Origin of the sequence: Mesorhizobium sp. M8A.F.Ca.ET.161.01.1.1 (genome assembly GCF_004792105.1) — a bacterium.
Taxonomy (GTDB): domain Bacteria; phylum Pseudomonadota; class Alphaproteobacteria; order Rhizobiales; family Rhizobiaceae; genus Mesorhizobium.
On sequence record NZ_SRTD01000001.1, the window covers coordinates 1 to 17,112 of the forward strand.

Annotated in this window: 13 protein-coding genes and 1 pseudogene; 8 read left to right on the forward strand and 6 right to left on the reverse strand. The window is 63.9% G+C overall.

Annotation, left to right across the window (positions count from 1 at the left end):
- Positions 1 to 118 (forward strand): annotated as a pseudogene (locus tag EN804_RS00005) (IS630 family transposase); the annotation flags it as partial.
- On the opposite strand, the gene EN804_RS00010 reads toward EN804_RS00005, so the two are convergent.
- The gene (locus EN804_RS00010; RefSeq protein ID WP_189524419.1) at positions 108 to 656 is read right to left on the reverse strand and encodes an exonuclease; all 549 of its coding nucleotides are present in this window, start codon (positions 654 to 656) and stop codon (positions 108 to 110) included. The pseudogene EN804_RS00005 and the gene EN804_RS00010 sit on opposite strands and share 11 nt — an antisense overlap.
- Before the next feature lie 129 nt (positions 657 to 785).
- Complete coding sequence (locus EN804_RS00015; protein ID WP_135918423.1) at positions 786 to 7,145, reverse strand: kinesin; 6,360 nt, start codon at positions 7,143 to 7,145, stop codon at positions 786 to 788.
- A 274-nt stretch (positions 7,146 to 7,419) separates the two neighbouring features.
- Here EN804_RS00015 and EN804_RS00020 point away from each other — a divergent pair, with 274 nt between their 5' ends.
- The 3 genes from EN804_RS00020 (at position 7,420) to EN804_RS00030 (ending at position 9,374) form a co-directional block, all read left to right on the forward strand.
- A complete protein-coding gene (locus tag EN804_RS00020) occupies positions 7,420 to 7,788 on the forward strand; it encodes an Hpt domain-containing protein (protein WP_135880465.1) in 369 nt (122 codons plus the stop codon).
- Positions 7,789 to 7,932: 144 nt separating this feature from the next.
- The gene (locus EN804_RS00025; RefSeq protein ID WP_027144910.1) at positions 7,933 to 8,253 is read left to right on the forward strand and encodes a 2Fe-2S iron-sulfur cluster-binding protein; all 321 of its coding nucleotides are present in this window, start codon (positions 7,933 to 7,935) and stop codon (positions 8,251 to 8,253) included.
- 89 nt (positions 8,254 to 8,342) lie between these two features.
- Complete coding sequence (locus EN804_RS00030; protein ID WP_135918424.1) at positions 8,343 to 9,374, forward strand: NAD(P)/FAD-dependent oxidoreductase; 1,032 nt, start codon at positions 8,343 to 8,345, stop codon at positions 9,372 to 9,374.
- Here the strand turns inward: EN804_RS00030 and EN804_RS00035 are convergent, their stop codons facing one another.
- Positions 9,375 to 10,856 (reverse strand): MDR family MFS transporter, encoded by a 1,482-nt coding sequence (locus tag EN804_RS00035; RefSeq protein WP_127872557.1) that lies wholly within the window; start codon positions 10,854 to 10,856, stop codon positions 9,375 to 9,377.
- Positions 10,857 to 11,082: 226 nt separating this feature from the next.
- Positions 11,083 to 11,703 (reverse strand): DUF922 domain-containing protein, encoded by a 621-nt coding sequence (locus EN804_RS00040; protein WP_167531424.1) that lies wholly within the window; start codon positions 11,701 to 11,703, stop codon positions 11,083 to 11,085.
- A 114-nt stretch (positions 11,704 to 11,817) separates the two neighbouring features.
- Between EN804_RS00040 and folP the strand changes: the two genes are divergently transcribed.
- The 3 genes from folP to folK are packed head-to-tail and all read left to right on the forward strand — an operon-like array spanning position 11,818 to position 13,525.
- Positions 11,818 to 12,666, forward strand: coding sequence for a dihydropteroate synthase (gene folP / locus EN804_RS00045; RefSeq protein ID WP_135918426.1), 849 nt, complete (start codon positions 11,818 to 11,820; stop codon positions 12,664 to 12,666).
- 3 nt (positions 12,667 to 12,669) lie between these two features.
- A complete protein-coding gene (gene folB, locus EN804_RS00050; RefSeq protein ID WP_023773903.1) occupies positions 12,670 to 13,029 on the forward strand; it encodes a dihydroneopterin aldolase in 360 nt (119 codons plus the stop codon).
- Positions 13,013 to 13,525: a 2-amino-4-hydroxy-6-hydroxymethyldihydropteridine diphosphokinase gene (folK, locus tag EN804_RS00055; protein ID WP_135918427.1), complete on the forward strand. Its 513-nt coding sequence runs from the start codon at positions 13,013 to 13,015 to the stop codon at positions 13,523 to 13,525. Before folB ends, folK begins: the two co-directional genes overlap by 17 nt.
- A 10-nt stretch (positions 13,526 to 13,535) precedes the next feature.
- Here folK and EN804_RS00060 read toward each other — a convergent pair whose 3' ends face one another.
- Together EN804_RS00060 and EN804_RS00065 are read right to left on the reverse strand one after the other, a co-directional pair.
- Positions 13,536 to 14,081 (reverse strand): DUF924 family protein, encoded by a 546-nt coding sequence (locus tag EN804_RS00060; RefSeq protein WP_135918428.1) that lies wholly within the window; start codon positions 14,079 to 14,081, stop codon positions 13,536 to 13,538.
- A 15-nt stretch (positions 14,082 to 14,096) separates the two neighbouring features.
- A complete protein-coding gene (locus tag EN804_RS00065; protein WP_135880459.1) occupies positions 14,097 to 15,932 on the reverse strand; it encodes a monovalent cation:proton antiporter-2 (CPA2) family protein in 1,836 nt (611 codons plus the stop codon).
- A gap of 162 nt (positions 15,933 to 16,094) precedes the next feature.
- On the opposite strand from EN804_RS00065, the gene EN804_RS00070 reads away from it, so the two are divergent.
- The gene (locus EN804_RS00070; RefSeq protein ID WP_189524420.1) at positions 16,095 to 17,084 is read left to right on the forward strand and encodes an AraC family transcriptional regulator; all 990 of its coding nucleotides are present in this window, start codon (positions 16,095 to 16,097) and stop codon (positions 17,082 to 17,084) included.
- Positions 17,085 to 17,112 lie beyond the last annotated feature (28 nt).

Here is a 17,112-nt window from a genome sequence, read left to right on the forward strand (position 1 = left end):
CCAGAAGCGAACCATCGAGGAAACTTGGCGTCACATCGGCCACCTCGTCGAAACCATCGAGGCAGCCGAATGCAAGAACTACTTCGAAAACGCCGGATACGCTTCCGTCAAAACATGAAACGCTCTAGCGCGTCATGCCCCTGCAATGGCTGGTGTTCGACGCCGTAATATTGCGCAAGCTTGTTGCTCGGTGTCCTTGCCAGGTCCTCGATCGGCATGCCGGCCGCGATCAGCAGTTTCACGGCGTTGTCGAACCGGGTGGCCGGGATGGGCGGCTTGATGCCCGCGACATAGCAACTGATGGCGATCATGTTCAGTTCGTCCTTGCCCCAGGACCAGAACCGAGCTCCATCGGAAAACCGATCGACGCCGGCAAGGGCTTCTTCCAGCCCGACGCCTTCGGCCTCGATGATTTCTTCGGTGATGCCGGTCAGCCCGGTGATGAACGGATCGAGCGCGTATCTCTCGCCGAATCGGTCTATCGGCGTGATGTAGGCCTTGTGCGTGCCCAGCACGGGGAAGTCGCCTTCGAGGCCGAGCCTTGCAGCCCCGATCTGGGCGATGACCGGATCCGGGTCATGGGCCGCGCACCAGTATCTGCGTTGTGAGCCCTCAAGGCAGAGAAACTCGCAGTCGAAGATGATTGCCGTCTTCACAAGTCAGTATCCGGTTCCGGAAAAGCGAGACCAAACCCGGATGCGTCTTCCAGGTGGCGAGATCAGTCCCTTCAAGAAAAAAGGCGGGAGACAAATCCCCCGCCTTTTTCGTTTTGGCTTGGCGACCGCTTAATGCAGGCGGCCGCTGGCATGGGCCAGCATGGTGTAGACCTTGCCGGTGTCCGACGTGAGATAGGTCTGCGCCATGATGTTGTCGCGGTCGTTGCGCGAGACATCCTTGAGCAGCTTCTCGAAATCGTCGCAATAGCGGTCGACGGCGGCGCGGAATTCGGCCTCCGCCTGGTACTTGCGGCGGATTTCGTCGAACGTCTGCTGGCCTTTCAGCGTGTAGAGCCTGCGCGTGAAGACGTCACGCTCGCCACGCCGGTAGCGGTTCCACAGCTCGATCGAGGCATCGTGATCGATGGCCCGTGCGATATCGACGGACAGCGAGTTCAGCGATTCCACGACATGCAGCGGGGAACGCTGGGCAGGGGCCGGGCGCGGTGCTTCCGCGGGCGCTTGGGGGGCCGCCGGCCTGAGGTCGGCATCGTTCGACGCGGCGGTCAGCAGATCACGCACCCAGCCGCCTTGCGGCGCGCGGGCACCGGCGTCGGTGGCACGCTGGCGTGGTGCTGGCTCCGCCGGACGCTCCAGATCGAGCGTGCCTCGCAGTGCCGCGCCGCCCAGCGGTGCCTGCGGCGGGCGCAGATCCGCCTGCTGCGGTGCCGGAGCGCGACGGGGCGGCTCGGCGGCGCGTGCCGCCGGTGCCTGCGGCGCCGGACGCAAGGGACGCGGTTCTGAGGAGTCGCCGCCACGACCGGATTTCGCAACGATATCCGAAAGCTCCTTCAAGGCGTTAATCTGCTCGGAAACGGCGCGGCGGATGGCCGAGGTCGATTCCTTGGCCTCTTCCGGCATCTCGATCACGCCTTTCTTGAGCTCGGCGCGGGTGAGGTCGAGTTCGCTCTTGATCGAGCCCGCCGTGCGCCGCATTTCCTCGGTCGCATCGGCGAAGCGCTTGGTTGCCGACTCGACGACCTCGGTGATGGCGTTGCGGATCTTGTCGGCCGATTCCAGCGTCTTGCCTTCGGCGTTCTGCAGCGTCTGGCCGACGAGGTTCTCGAAAGAACGCATGACTCTTTCGAGATCTTCCGACTTCTTGACCAGGCCAACGGCGAGATCCTCGAGCGACGACTGTCTTTCCAGCGTGTGTTCGAGGTTGCTCTGGGCCGAGCTCAGGAGGTCCGAGGCGCCGGCGAGCAGGCGGCTGTGTTCGTCGAACTTGGTGGCGATCGAGGCGACCTCACGCAAGGTCGACGACGACAGTTCCGTCAGCCTTGTCGTGTTCGAATCGACCAGACGCGCCGAGCTGGCAAAGGTCTGCGCCGCCTTTTCGGTGGTTGCCGCGAAGCTTTGCGTGCTGCCGGTCAGACGTTGGTCGACCTCGCCGAGGTTGACCGCGGCCTGCTCGATCAACTGACCGAGCTGCGAGCTGGACTTGGTCATCCGGCCGATGAGATCGGCGACGCTGTCGGACAGCGACGAACGGGCGCCTTCGACCGCCGACAAGGTTTCGGCGGTACGGCTGGCCAGCGCGTTGACCAGGGTCGCATTCTCGCTGCGCAGCTTCTCGGTCGCGCGTTCAGTGACCTCTTCCATGCTCTTCTGCAGTTCCGAGCCGCCCTGGGCGAAGCGCTCGACCAAAGGCCGCGCGGTTTCGTCGAGGATCTTCGACATCTCGGCGGACCGCGCCGCGAGCATGGTGTTGAGCTCGCGGGTGTTGGCGCCGATCGTCTTGGCGGCATCGTTGGTGCTCTGGCCGATATGTTGGCCGACCGCGGTAAAGGTCTCCGCGATCACATTGGCACGCGATACGAGTTGCGCCTCGGCGGTCGATACCTGCTCGTTGAGCTTCTGGCCCATCGTCTCGGCCGTGTAGGCGAGCCGGTTTTCGACGCCGGCGATCTGCTCTTCGACACGGGCGGCCGCGGCCGCCGCGCTCGATGCAAGACGCTCGTCGGCGCCGGCAAGCGCCTGCTCGATTTCGCGCGCATGCACGGCCAGTTCCTGGCCGGTCTGGCGGGCACGATCGGCGACCCTCTGCTCGGTGCTGGCGAAGGCGCCGACAATGGTCTGCGCATGCTCGCCGATCGTCGAGGTGCTGTCGGCGATGCGCGAAACCAGGCGCTGGTCGGCGTCGTCGAAGATACGGGCGATTTCGGACGCCCGGCTGGACAGCGCGTCCGACCCCTCGGCGATGCGCGAGACCAAATGCTGGTCGGCGGCGTCGAAGATGCGGCCAAGGTCCGACGCGCGGGCGGCGAGCGCCTCGGCGGATTCGCCGATGCGCATGCCGAGCCGCTGGTCGGCGCTTTCGAAGTTGCGCAGGATGTCGCCGGCGCGGGCGGCCAGCGATTGCGCCGTTTCCACGGCCCGGGCGACGAGCTTCTGGTCGGCCGCGTCGAATGTGCCGGCAATCTCGCTTGCGCGGGCGGCCAGCTGATCCGCAGTCTCCTGGGCACGGGCGGCGAGCTTTTGGTCCGTCATGTCGAAGGTGCCGGCGATCTCGCCAGCGCGAGCGGCGAGCTGATCGGCGGTTTCATGGGCGCGGGCCAGCAGCGAGCTGGACGTGTCGTCGGCGCGGGCGAGCAATGCGTTCGACGTATCTTCCGCGCGGGCGTGGAGGCGACGATCGGCCTCCTCGAAGGTGCGGGCAATGTCTTCGGCCCGTGCCAGCAGGGCGGCGGACGTCTGTTCGGCGCGCTCGGCGATCTTGCGATCGGCGTCGCTGAAGGCCGCACCGGCCTGCTCGTGCAGCGTGCTGGTGACTTCCAGGACCTTTTCGCGCAAGGCGCCGGCGACGAAGACCGCGCTCTTCTCGAGGACGCTGCGGACGTTGTCGACACCAGTCGACAGGGCGCGCTCCATGGTGCCGGCGCGTTCCTCGATGATGCCGGTCTGGCGGCTGAACGCCTGCTCGATCTTGTCGACATCGGCGGCGATGGCGGCGGAAATGTCCGTGCTCCGGGCCGCAATCTGGTCGATATGGCCGGACAGCGAGCGATCGACGTCCTTGCGGGTCTCGGCGAGCTTGCCGAGATCATCTTCCAGCGCCCGGCTGAGCATATTGCGGCCTTCGGACAACTTGCCGACATGCCCGGCGATGATGTCGTCGATATCGCCGCGGCTTTCGGTCAGCCTCTGCAGGTCGGCTTCGAGAGCGCGCTTGAGAATGTCGCGGCCCTCGGCGAGCTTCTCGACCTGGCCGGCCACCAAGCCGTCGATGCTGGAGCGGCTCTCGGCCAGCTTGGCAAGATCGGCCTCCAGCGCACGCTTGAGGACATCACGGCCTTCGGCGAGCTTCTCGACCTGACCGGCGACCAGCCCGTCGATGCTGGAGCGGCTCTCGGCCAGCTTGGCAAGATCGTCTTCGAGCGCCTTCGACAAGGTCGAACGCTCCTGGACAAGCCGTTCCGCGTGATTGTTGACGTGGCCGCTAACGGTCTGCAGGTCCGCCTCGAGCGCTCTCGACAAGGTCGAACGATCCTGGGCGAGCCTCTCGGTGTGGCTGTTGACGTGGCTGCCGACAGTTTCGAGGTCGGCCTCAAGCGCCTTCGACAGTGTCGAACGCTCCTGGGCAAGTCGGTCCGAGTGGCTGTTGACAAGGCTGTTGACGGTTTCGAGATCGGCCTCCAGCGCGCGGGCGAACTGGGCGCGGTCGTCGACCAGTTTCTGGGACTGGTCGGTAACGGTGTTTCTGACCGTGTTGAGGTCAGCCTCCAATGCGCGGCGCAGGATGTCGCGACCTTCGGCGAGCTTCTCGACCTGGCCGGCGACCAGCCCGTCGATGCTGGAGCGGCTTTCGGCCAGTTTCGCGAGATCGTCCTCCAGCGCTTTCGACAAGGTCGAGCGATCCTGAACCAGCCTGTTCATGTGGTCGGCGATGACGCTGTTCACGTTCTGCAGATCGGCTTCCAGAACGCGCGAGAGCTGCCCGCGATCCTCGGCAAGTTTGTCCGACTGGCTCGATATGACGTTCTTGATGGTGTTGAGGTCGGATTCCAGCGCACGCTTGAGAATGTCGCGGCCTTCAGCGAGCTTCTCGACCTGGCCGGCGACCAGCCCGTCGATGCTGGCGCGGCTTTCGGCCAACTTGGCGAGATCGGCTTCAAGCGTCTGCGACAGCAGCCCGCGGTCTTCCGCCAGGCGCCCCGAATGGCTGTCGATCAGGCCGCGTATGCCCGACAAGTCGCTTTCGAGCGAACGGCCGAGCTGCGTGCGGTCTTCGGCCAGTTTCGCCGAATGCGCCTCGATGAGGTTCTTGATACCGGCAATGTCGTTTTCCAGCGCCTTGGCGAGCACCGCGCGGCCCTCGGCGATTTTCTCGACCTGGCCGGCGACAAGGCCGTCTATGTCGGCGCGGCTGTCGGACAATTTGCCGAGATCAGCTTCCAAAGCGCGCGACAGGATGTTGCGGCCTTCAGCCAGTTTTCCGACATGTCCGGCGACCATTTCATCAATGATCGTACGAGCTTGCACCAATTTACCAGAGTCTTCGTTGAGGGCCAGAGAGAGCCGGTTGCGGCCTTCTTCCAGCCTTTCGAGGTGGCTGCCGAGCGACGCATCGATGGCGGCGCGCGATTCGTTGACCTTGCGCAGGTCTTCTTCGAGCGCACGCGCTATCAGGCCGCGGCCTTCGGCCAGCTTCTGCACCTGGTTGGTCACCGCGGCATCGATGCCGGCGCGGCCCTCGGCGAATTTCGCCAGGTCCGCCTGCATGGCTTCCGCCATGCGCTCGCGGCTCTCGGAAAGCTTGCGGCTGTGGTTTTCGACGGCTTCCTCGATACCGACGCGGGCGTCGGCAAGTCTCTGGATGTCGGCGTCGAAGGAGCGCGACACGACGTGGCGGGCTGCCTCCATGCGGCCGGCGAAATCGCTGGCGCGCGCTTCGAGCATGGACGAGGTCGAGGTGACGATGTCGGCCATGTCGGCGCCGATCTGGGTCTTGCCCTGATCGATCATGGCCGACAGCGTGTCCTTGCTCTCGGCGAAGGTGTGGGCGATTTCACGCGCACGCTCGACCAGCGTTTCGTTGATCTGACGGGCGCGGGCTTCCAGCGCCGCATTGAGCTTCTGCGTGCCGGTGTCCAGCGCTTCGGCGCGGGTCTGGAATTCGCTGATCAGCGCCTGGCCGCGTTCGGCCAAGGTGCGCTCGATGCCGTTGAGGCTGGCCTCGAACTCGGAATTGAGGGTGCGCGCGGCGCCGCCGAGCAGAGACACCATGCCGGTGGTGCGGTCGTCGAGCAGGTCGGTCAACGAGCGAGTCAAGCCGTCCGTGGTGTCCGTCAGCTTGGCGATGCGGGTATCGAGCAGGCTGGCGAAAGCCTCGCCGGAGGTCGAAAGCCGGTCGGTGATGTTGTCGAGCCGGCCTTCCACCGAGTCGAAGATCGACATCGAGCTTTCATTGATGCGGTCGATCAGCGTGTCGCCGGAATTGGTGATCGTCATCGACAGCTTGGTCGACGCATTGAGTATGCTGTCGCGGATGATGTCGCTTGCCGCGCCGATTTCATCGCGCAAGGTCTCGTGCGCGCCGGAGATCGAGGCGCGGACACGTTCGGCATGAGACACCACGGCTTCGCGTTCACTGCCCAATCCGTCGACCAGCGACCGAATCCGGGTTTCGTTTTCCGAATAGGAGCGTTCGATCTGGTTGACCTCGCTGTGGACCAGCGTTTCCAGCTCCACGGCACGGGCAAGCGTGCGTTCGATGCCCTCGCCCATGGCGGCCACCTCGCGGCGGACGGCCTGGCCGATCATCATGACGCGATCCTGGGCCATGTTTTCCGGCTCGGTCAGGCGGAAGGCCACTTCCGTCATCGATTGCGCGGCGATGCGCATGTCCTGGGCGCGGCGGATCATCGCCGCGAAGGCCCAGAACAGGATGACGGGCACGATTGCCGCGACCGCGAGGCCGATCAGTTCGGGGCGGGCGAAAAACTGGTCCAGCGTGCGTATCCGCCAGATTCCCGGTCCAAAAAGCAGGTTGGCCAGTCCGCCGGCACCCGCTATCCAGGCGAGCGTGACAAAGGCGATGACCCAGTAGATGGTGTTGGAGGCGCGCCTGTTCAGGCTGTGCAGAAGGGTCTTGTAATCTTTCTGGCGATCGTCGTTGGCTGGCGCGAAACCAGCGGGCTGGCCACCATTGCGCGTCTCCACCGGGCGAAGTTCGGCCGGCTTGGCCTTTGGCGCGGGCTTTGCGGCCTGAGCCTGATTGACGACGGGCGCCGACGGCTGCTGATTGCGTCCCTCGCGTGCCAGCTCGTCGGCGGCCTGCGATATCTGCGCTTCCAGATCTTCCATCGAAGCCGCGATATCGAGGTCGCCGCTGTCGGTATCGCTGCTCAGGTCGAGATCGAGCGCTTTTTCGAGTTCCCTGGCTACGTCGCTGTCGAGAGTTCTGGTCGTCGTTGGTTTCTTCGCCATGCCTTCGCTACCCTGTACTAGCTGCCGCGGGGGCTTATAATTCTGGTTATCTTACCCCCGCGCAGGAGGCTGAAAATGGACCCTCGTATCGTAATGACACAGGGGGGTAAAGAAAACATGCATTCCGCGGGATACGTAAAACTTTAAATATAGGGTTAACGGAACCGTGATTTGGGCGCCGTTTTCGCAACATTTTTCCCGGCCATTCATTAACCCGTTGTCCACTGGAATCGCCTAGTTTTTCAGGCGGCCGAAGAAAATGGAGTTCGAGTTCATGCGTGGCGAAAGCGGCATTGCCTTCTCAATGCCCGGGGGCGACGTATCGGGAACGAGGCAGTCCCGGCCGGTCGATTTGGCACACCTTGCCCGGCAAACGATGGGCGACCGCGCCCTTGAGCAGGAGGTGCTGGCGCTGTTTGTGCAGCAGGCATTGTCGGTGCGCGACAAAATAGTCGATGCCGACATCAAGGACCGGCTGCTGCTGGCTCATGGTTTGAAAGGATCGGCACGCGGCGTGGGCGCCTTCGCCATCGCCGATTGCGCCACCGATATCGAGCGCCGTCCGGAGGACGTCCAGACCCTCAAGCGGCTCGGCCGGCTGATCGACGAAATGCGCGACTTCATCGCCGCCATCAATCGCTGATTCCGGTTTGCGACAAAAACGTCACGGAGCGCCGCTTTCGCGCGGCAGTTGACTTGTTTGCCGGAGTGATTATCTCGGGCGAAACTCTCTTTCGTCCCAGGCGAAAGGCTCTTCGTCCCGGGCGAAACTCCCTTCAGGTGACAAATGACCAAACTGACCTTCATCGCCCATGACGGCACACATTTCGACGTGGATGCCGAAAACGGCTCGACGGTCATGGAAAACGCCATTCGCAACGCCGTTCCGGGCATCGAAGCGGAGTGCGGTGGCGCCTGCGCCTGCGCGACCTGCCATGTCTATGTCGACGAGGCCTGGACGGCCGAAGTCGGCGAGCCCGAGGCGATGGAAGAAGACATGCTGGACTTCGCCTATGAGGTCCAGCCGAACTCGCGCCTGTCTTGCCAGATCAAGGTGCGCGACGCACTCGACGGTCTGATCGTGCGGGTGCCAGAACGTCAGGGCTGAAAGCCTGCATCGGCGATTTTTGCCGCTGACGCTTGGCAGCGGGGCAATGGTCATGCAGTCTCGCCGGGACTTTCGCAGCGAGGCGCATCATGACCGGCATCATCAGCACAGACGTCCTCATTGTCGGGGCAGGGCCGGTCGGCCTGTTCGCCGTGTTCGAACTCGGCCTGCTGGACCTCAAGTGCCACCTGATCGACATTCTCGACAAACCGGGCGGCCAATGCGCGGAACTCTATCCGGAAAAACCGATCTACGACATCCCCGGCTGGCCCTCGATTTCGGCGCAAGGGCTCGTCGACAAGTTGCTTGAGCAGGTTGAGCCGTTCAAGCCTGACTTCACCTACAACCGCATGGTCTCCAGTCTCGAAAAGTTGGACGACGGCGGCTTTCGCGTGACCACGGACGAGAACGAGGTGTTCGAAGCCAAGGTGGTGGTGATCGCCGCCGGCGGCGGCTCATTCCAGCCGAAGCGCCCGCCAATTCCCGGCATCGAGGCCTATGAAGGCACGAGCGTCTTCTATTCGGTTCGCCGGATGGAGGATTTTCGCGACCATGACCTGGTCATCGGCGGCGGCGGCGACTCGGCGCTGGACTGGACGCTCAACCTGCAGCCGGTGGCAAAGAGCGTGACACTCGTTCACCGGCGGCCCGAGTTTCGCGCGGCGCCCGACAGCGTCAACAAGATGTACGCCATGCAGGAGATGAAGCAGCTGGAATTTCGGGTCGGCCAGGTGACCGGGCTCACCGGAGCCGATGGCCAGCTGGCATCGGCCACCATCAAGGGAGGCCCGGATGGCGACATCGAGGTGCCTTGCACCCGCATGCTGCCGTTTTTCGGCCTGACCATGAAGCTCGGCCCGATCGCGGAATGGGGGCTCAATCTCCATGAGAACCTGATCCCGGTCGATACGGAGAAATTCCAGACATCGGTGCCCGGCATCTTCGCGGTGGGCGACATCAACTGGTACCCGGGCAAGCTGAAGCTGATCCTGTCGGGTTTCCACGAGGTGGCGCTGATGGCGCAGGCCGCCAAGCGCGTCGTCAGCCCCGGCGAACGAATCGTGTTCCAGTATACGACTTCGTCCACCAGCCTGCAGAAGAAACTCGGCGTCTCCGGCTAGCTATTCCGCCAGGATGGGCGCCGGATCGTCGACGTGGCCTCGAAGTTCTTTCTCGGGCATCAGCGTCAGCGTGATGAGGCCCAGTCCCAGAGTGCCGGCCGCGACGAGAAAGATCATCACGAAGGGCTGGGCCGATGCGACATGTCCAGCCACCGCAACGCCTTCACCGGCCAGCGGCAACCCAAAGCCCAGAGCGACGGCCCCGAGCATCGCGACCCCCAATGCACTGCCCAGCGACCGCAGAAAGGTAAGCACCCCCGTCGCCACACCAAGATGCATGCGGTCGACGGCATTCTGCACGGAGACGGTGGTTACCGGAAATGTCGTCCCGGTCCCCAGCCCGATACAGATGGTCAGGACTTCGACGACCAGCAACGATGCTTGGCCGGCGACAAAGGCCAGCAGGCCCATGCACAGGATGGCGAAGAGGACGCCGACCATGGCGATGCGCTTGTAGTGGGTGAAGCGCGGTATCAGGCGGCCGCTGGAAGCGGCGCCGCCCACGGTTCCAAGCAGAAGGCCTAGCATTGCAATGCCCGACTCGCTGGCCGTCAGGCCAAGTATCGATTGCAGATAGACGGGCAGATAGACGGCAAGGCCGACGCTGGAGGCCTGGAGCAGGAACATCGACAGAGTGCCGGCCAGGACGATCGGGTTGCCCAGCACTTCCAGCGAAATGAGCGGTTCGGCCGCCCGCATCAGCCGCAGGGCAAAGGCTCCCCAGAAAAGCGCGGAGCCGGCCAGGACGCCGACGACTTCCGGCGACATCCACGGGTAAGCGCTGCCGCCCCAGTTCAGCGCCAGCAGCAACAGCGCCGTGGCCACGATGAGCAGCAATGCGCCAAGACCATCGATGCTGTGATTCTTGGCCGCGATCGGCAGCTTCTTGAGCGGCGTGTTGATGATCGCCATCGCAACAAAGCCCAGCGGGATATTGATCCAGAAGATGAGGGACCAGTGCAGATGTTCGGCAAAAGTGCCGCCCAGCAGCGGCCCCGCGACGCTGGCGACGGCCCATGTGCCGGAAAACCACGCCGCATAGCGCGCCCGCTCGCGCGGCGGGACAAGGTCGCCGACCACGGTCTGCGTCAGCGCGAAAAGGCCGCCGCCACCGGCCCCCTGGATCGCGCGCCCCAGGATAAGGACGAACATGTTGGGAGCCAGTGCGCTGACCAGCGATCCGGCAAGAAAGATGAGGATTGCCGCATAGACGGTCGGCCGACGCCCATAGACGTCGGAAATCTTGCCGTAGAGCGGTGCCACGGCGGTTGCGGTCAAGAGGTAGCCGGTGACAATCCAGGGCAGGTATTCGGCATGGCCGAGCGAGCGCCCGATGGTCGGCATGGCGGGCGCGACGATGGTCTGGTCGAGGGCCGCCAGCAGCATCGACAGAAGGACGCCGCCGATAATGGCGTTCTTTTCGCTTTCGGTCAGCGGCGCGCTCGCGGCCGCCACGGCCTGCTTGTCGACTGCCTGGTCCATATTTCTCGTCCATGCGCCTTGCGCTGCCGCATCACCATCGGGTCTTTGTGGTGCATTCGCGGCGCGATCGATCGTGATGGTCGTGCTTCCAGCTTGTGCCCGAGGCAACCCTGGATATGTCGTTCCCTATAGACCGATTTCGACCGCCGCTCGAAAAAAATTCGAAGCTGCACTACGCTTCCGCCCGGTTGGCTTGCATCCAGGCGAACGGAGCCGGCGAGGAAATTCAGGTTGGCGGCGGCAATTGGCCACTCTCGATGCGTTGCATCCGGTAGCGCATCAGCCGCAGGATGCGGCTTTCGAAATTGACGCCTTCGACACGGTCGAACCGCAACTGGTCCTGGTCGTGTCTGGCAAGCTCGGCCGCCGTTATCTCGGCGGCCTTGGCCTTTGCCGCATTGCAATCCTTCTGCGGATGGGTTGCCTTCAGCGCGTCTTCCAGTGCGCGGCCGTGGTTCTTGGCGATCTCGACATGGCGGTCTTCATGGCGCTTGATGTCGGCGGACAATGTATCCCAGAACAGCCGTACATCGGCATCGGCTTTGCGTGGGCGGCGCCATTCGGGAAGGATCACCTTGACCTTGACGGTCACGACCGCGTCGGCGATCCGGCAGGAGCCGGACTGGCTGGCGTAGCTGATGCGTGTCGTGAAGGCCATCTGGGTGGCGCCCGGGTGGCGCGACCCCGTGCTTTTGACCTGCGGCCCGTGTTTGGCGAGTTGCTGCTCGATATCCTCCAGCGTTCTGCCGCCAATGGCGAAATAGCTGTATGTCTTCACCAGATTGGCCGCATCCGCCGGAACGGCGACGGTAAGCAGCAGTGCGCAGAGCAGGGATCGTGTCATCATGTTGCCTCTTCGGGTACCTTGCTTTACGGCCTTTGCCGGCGCAACGGAACTGATCCGATGCGGATCACACATCGTTGATGACCCCCTGGTTGATGAGCCCATGGTTGATGCGCAATGACGGCGAGGCGATGGCAGCTGGCGCATGGGCGTCATCTCGAGCTTGGCGGCAAGGCCGTGGTGGTTGGCATCCTCAATGTCACGCCCGACAGCTTTTCCGACGGCGGCCTGTTTGATGCTCCCGAAACCGCGCTGGTCCATGCGCGCCGCATGATCGGGGAAGGCGCCGCGGTCATTGATATCGGCGGCGAATCGACCCGGCCCGGCGCGGCGGCGATCTCGGCCAGCGAGGAGCAGGCCCGTATCCTGCCGGTGATCGAGGCGCTGGCGCGTGCAGGCGACGTGCTGATCTCGGTCGACACCTATCGTGCGGAGACAGCACGGCTCGCGGTGGCAGCCGGCGCGCACATCGTCAATGATGTCTGGGGTCTGCAGCGCGAGCCAGACATTGCTCGGGTGGCGGCCGAAACCGGCGCCGGGCTCGTCATCATGCATACCGGCCGCGACCGCGAAAAGCTGCCCGACGTGATCGCCGACCAGTTGGCGTTCCTGGGAAAATCGCTGGAGATCGGGCGCGGGCAGGGTGTCGCCGACGACCATGTCGTGCTCGACCCCGGCTTTGGTTTCGCCAAGGAGACGGCGGCGGAAAACCTCGATCTGATGGCGCGGTTTTCCGAGCTTGGCGCGCTCGGCTTCCCGCTGATGGCCGGTACGTCGCGAAAACGCTTTATCGGCACCGTCACCGGCCGCGACGCAGCCGACCGGGCGGCCGGTACGGCGGCGACCAGCGTCATACTCAGGCTCAAGGGTGCGCATCTGTTTCGCGTCCATGATGTCGCAATCAACGTGGACGCGCTGGCCGTGGCGGATGCTATGCTGGCGCGGGACACCGGATCGGAACGCTGAGCCATGTATGTCATCCGCATGAAGAATTGCGCCTTCTTTGCCCGGCACGGCGTGCTGGACGAGGAAGAAGCGCTCGGGCAGCGCTTCTATGTCGATGCCTCGCTCACCGTCGAGCCCGGACGTGCGCTCGTCGATGACGCCATCGGGGAAACCGTCAATTACGGCGTTGCCTTCACCGTCATCGAGGAGATCATCACCGGACACAGGCGCTTCCTGATCGAGGCCCTGGCCCTGGAAGTCGCAAAGGCCCTCACCGGGCGCTTTCCCCAGATTCGCAAAGCCGAGGTCACCGTTCGCAAGCCGAATGCGCCGGTGCCTGGCGTGCTCGATTACGTCGAGGTGACCGTTGTCTGGCCCGAGTAACACCGTCTATCTGAGCCTCGGCGGCAATCTCGGTGATCCGGCCAAGTCGATGGGGGCTGCGTTGCGCCTGCTCGACGCCGATCCCGATACTGACGTGGGCGCCGTTTCCTCGCTCTACCGGACGCCGCCCTGGGGCAAGCTCGACCAACCGGATTTCCTCAACGCGGCCGCAGCACTGTCGACGCGGCTGTTGCCGCGGGCATTGCTCGACCTCTGCCTCGATGCCGAGCGAAAGCTCAAGCGCGTGCGCGAGGAGAGGTGGGGGCCGCGCCTGATCGACATCGACATCCTGGTGTTCGGCGACCGCATCATCCATGAAACGGGCCTGGAAGTGCCACACCCGCGCATGCTGGAGCGCGCCTTCGTGCTGGCACCGCTGGCCGAGATCGCGCCGGACCTCACCATTGGCGGCAAACGCGTTGTCGATCGCCTGGGCTCGGTCGATGCCGCGGGCATCGAGCGCCTGCCGTCAGGCCAGGATTGGTGGCTGCGCTAGACCGCTGGTATCAGCCGGAGAAACCACCGTCATCCAGGAATGCTTTTTCCTCAGCGGTCGTTTCGCGCCCAAGCATCTTGTTGCGGTGCGGGAAACGGCCAAAGCGCTGGATGATGTCACGATGTTCCAGGGCGTATTTCAGATTGAACTCGGCCCTGGCTGTGTGAAGTTCAACCGACCGGTCCTGGTCGGCAAGATTTTCCGAATGCTCGAACGGCAAATAGAGGAACACGCGGACCTCCGGTTCCAGCGCCAAATCGTGGCCGGCAGAGACCGCCTTTTGCGCGAAATGCTTTGCCAGGGGGTCGGTCGCAAACATATGGCCGGTGCCGCGAAAGCAATTGCGCGGAAACTGGTCCAGCAGGATCATCAGCGCCAGCGAGCCTTCGGCATGTCCTGACCAGTCGTCGCATTCGCGCCGCGCGGCGGCGTAATGGAGGTCGAGGAAGCGGGCGCGGAAATCGGCATCGAAAGCGTCGTTCTTCTCGAACCACGCATCCTCGCCGGCGTCGCGCCAGAATTTGGTGACCGAGAGGGCTCTGCTGTTCAGTTCCATCGTTGATTTCCCCGTTCAATCCGCCGGTTCGGATTTATGCAGGACGCCGGCCGTTTCCTCGTTGAGCGCCTGGCCAGGACGGCGGGGCGTGGAAAGCGGGGTCGGGATCGGCGTGCCGATATTGCCTTTCAGGAAACGCTGTCCCGAGCGGATGCCTTCGGCGAGCTGGGTCTCGAAGCGGGCCGTGTCGCGACGCCTGACGTCCTCGATCGTTTCGGCGACGTCTTCGGGATCGACGCCCAGCGCCTCGAGGGTCGAGCCACCAAAGACGAGCGCCGATTCGAAGGTTTCGCGCAGCTGATAATCGACGCCGGCGCGGATGAGCTGCAGCGCCGTGCCGCGGTCGAACGCACGTGCCAACACCGTAAGCAAGGGAAACTCCGCCTTGACGAGTTCGGCGATGCGGATGGCGGCGTCGGGCTTGTCGACACAGATCAGCACGGCCCGCGCCCGGCCGGCCCCGGCCGCGTGCAGGATGTCCAACCGCGTGCCATCGCCATAGTAGACCTTGAAGCCGAAATCGGCGGCCGCCTGGATCATCTCGACATCGTTGTCGATGATCGAGACGTCGATACCGCGCAAGAGCAGTGGTTGGCTGGCGATCTGGCCGAAGCGGCCGAAGCCGATGATCAGCACGCTGCCGGTCAGGCCGTCGGCGATTTCGACGCCGTCCAGCGACTGCTCGTCGCGCGGCGTCAAATAGCGCAAGGCGATGATCGCCAGCGGCGTCAGCACCATGGAGATGATGACGATCGCCGTCAGCGTCGCGTTTGCCTGGCCGTCGATGATGCCGACGGCGGCGGCCGCGGAATAGAGTACGAAGGCGAATTCACCGCCTTGCGCCATGAAGACCGCGCGCTCCAGTGCCTCGCGGTGGCCTGATTTCAGGATGCGGGCGACGATGTAGATGCCGAAAGCCTTCATCACCATGTAGGCGACGACATAGATGGCGATCAGCTTCCAGTTCGCGGCCACCACATGCAGGTCGAGCGACATGCCGACCGCAAGGAAGAACAGGCCGAGCAGGATGCCGCGGAACGGTTCGATGTCGGCTTCGAGCTGATGGCGGAAGGTCGATTCCGAAAGCAGCACCCCGGCCAGGAAGGCGCCCATCGCCATCGACAGGCCGCTGAGCTGCATGGCGAGCGCCGACCCGAGCACGACCAGCAGAGCCGCGGCCGTCATCACCTCGCGCGCACGGGCATCCGCCAGGATGCGGAAGAAGGGATTGAGCAGGTAGCGTCCCGCCACCACCAGTCCGACGATCGCGGCGAGGCCGATACCGACCTCGGTCAGCCGCTCCGACAGGCTGGTATCGGCACCGCCGGGCGCCAGGAAAGCGATCAGGGCGAGCAGCGGCACGATGGCCAGATCCTCCAGCAGCAGGATGGAGACGATGCGCTGGCCCTTGGGAGAGGCGATTTCGCCGCGCTCCTCCAGAAGCTGCATGACGATGGCCGTCGAGGTCAGCACGAAACCGGCCCCGGCGACGAAGGATTGCGCGATCGGAAACCCTCCGGCCATGCCGACACCAGTCAGCAGCACCGCGCAGACCCCGACTTGAAGCGCGCCAAGCCCGAAGATCTCGCGGCGCAGGCCCCAGAGCCGCGATGGCTGCATTTCCAGGCCGATGATGAACAGGAACATGACGACGCCGAGTTCGGCGACATGCAGGATGGCTCCCGATTCGGAAAAGACACCGATGCCGAACGGGCCGATCACCACGCCTGCGGCGAGATATCCGAGAATCGAGCCGAGACCCATGCGCTTGAAGATGGGGACGGCGACGACCCCTGCGGCAAGCAGCGCCACCACCTGAATGAGATCGCTGCCTGATGCTTCCGCTGCCATGCCTCTTGTCCCTGTGTCCGAAATCACTCCTTGCATGCAGTTGGAGCGGGAGGCAAGGGCGGGGAGCCTGCCAGGGCCGGTAGGGGTGCCGTCGAAGCGATTCCCCTGGTGGAACAACGGTCTCCGCTTGCCTGTCGGACGATTGGTGTCTATATCTGCCCAATGCCTGACCATTCGTCCCGGCCGTCTTCGCCGCCACATATTCCGATGGATGCGCTCAGCGAAGTCCTGCAAGACTTTCGCTTGAGTGGCGTCAACTATGGCCGATGCGAGCTCCGACATCCGTGGAGCATCGCCTTTCCGGAGCAACCGCTCCTTCGTTTTCACTTTGTAAGTCAGGGTCCATGCTGGATCCATACCGAAGCGCAGGGATGGCATGAGTTGCGCAATGGCGATTTGGTGCTGCTGCCGCAAGGCATCGCCCATCGGCTGGCTAGCGCGCCGGACGTCGCAGGCGGCTCGCTCGATGATTGCCAGGTGACCAAGTTGGGGGGCAACGTCTGCGAAGTCGTGCGGGAAGGCACGGGCGCGACAAGCACCCTGTTCTGCGGCTCCATGACCTTGGGCGCCTGTGCGCTTAACCCATTGATCGCGTTGATGCCACCTATCATCAAGGGTTGCGACGTTGCCGGCAATGACCCGGTCGTTGGTCCTTTGCTGGCGGCAATGACCGCGGAGGCCGCGCAACCGCAGATGGGCAGCGCCACCATCTTGTCGCGTATGGCGGACTTGCTGACAGCCCGGCTCATTCGTTGCTGGGTCAATTGCACGGGAACTTCGACCACCGGTTGGCTCGCGGCCATCCGCGACCCTCATATCGGCCGCGCTCTGGCAGCCATGCACCGAGACCCCGGCCATAACTGGACGCTCGAAGGCCTCGCCGGCCTGGCAGGCCAATCGCGCTCGATTTTCGCGGAGCGCTTCAGCGCCGTATTGGGAGAAGGCGCGGCACGCTATCTCGCCCGTCTGCGCATGCAGCTTGCCCGCGAGTTGTTGGGACAAAACGGCTTGTCGGTGGCCGAGGTTGCTACCCGCTTGGGCTATGATTCCGAGGCATCCTTCGCTCGCGCCTTCAAGCGCATCACCAATGTCTCGCCGGGCGTTGTGCGTCGCACAATTCCTGGACGAATAGACATGAATTTCGGATTTTGAGATACATATCATCCGAAAAGACTCGTTT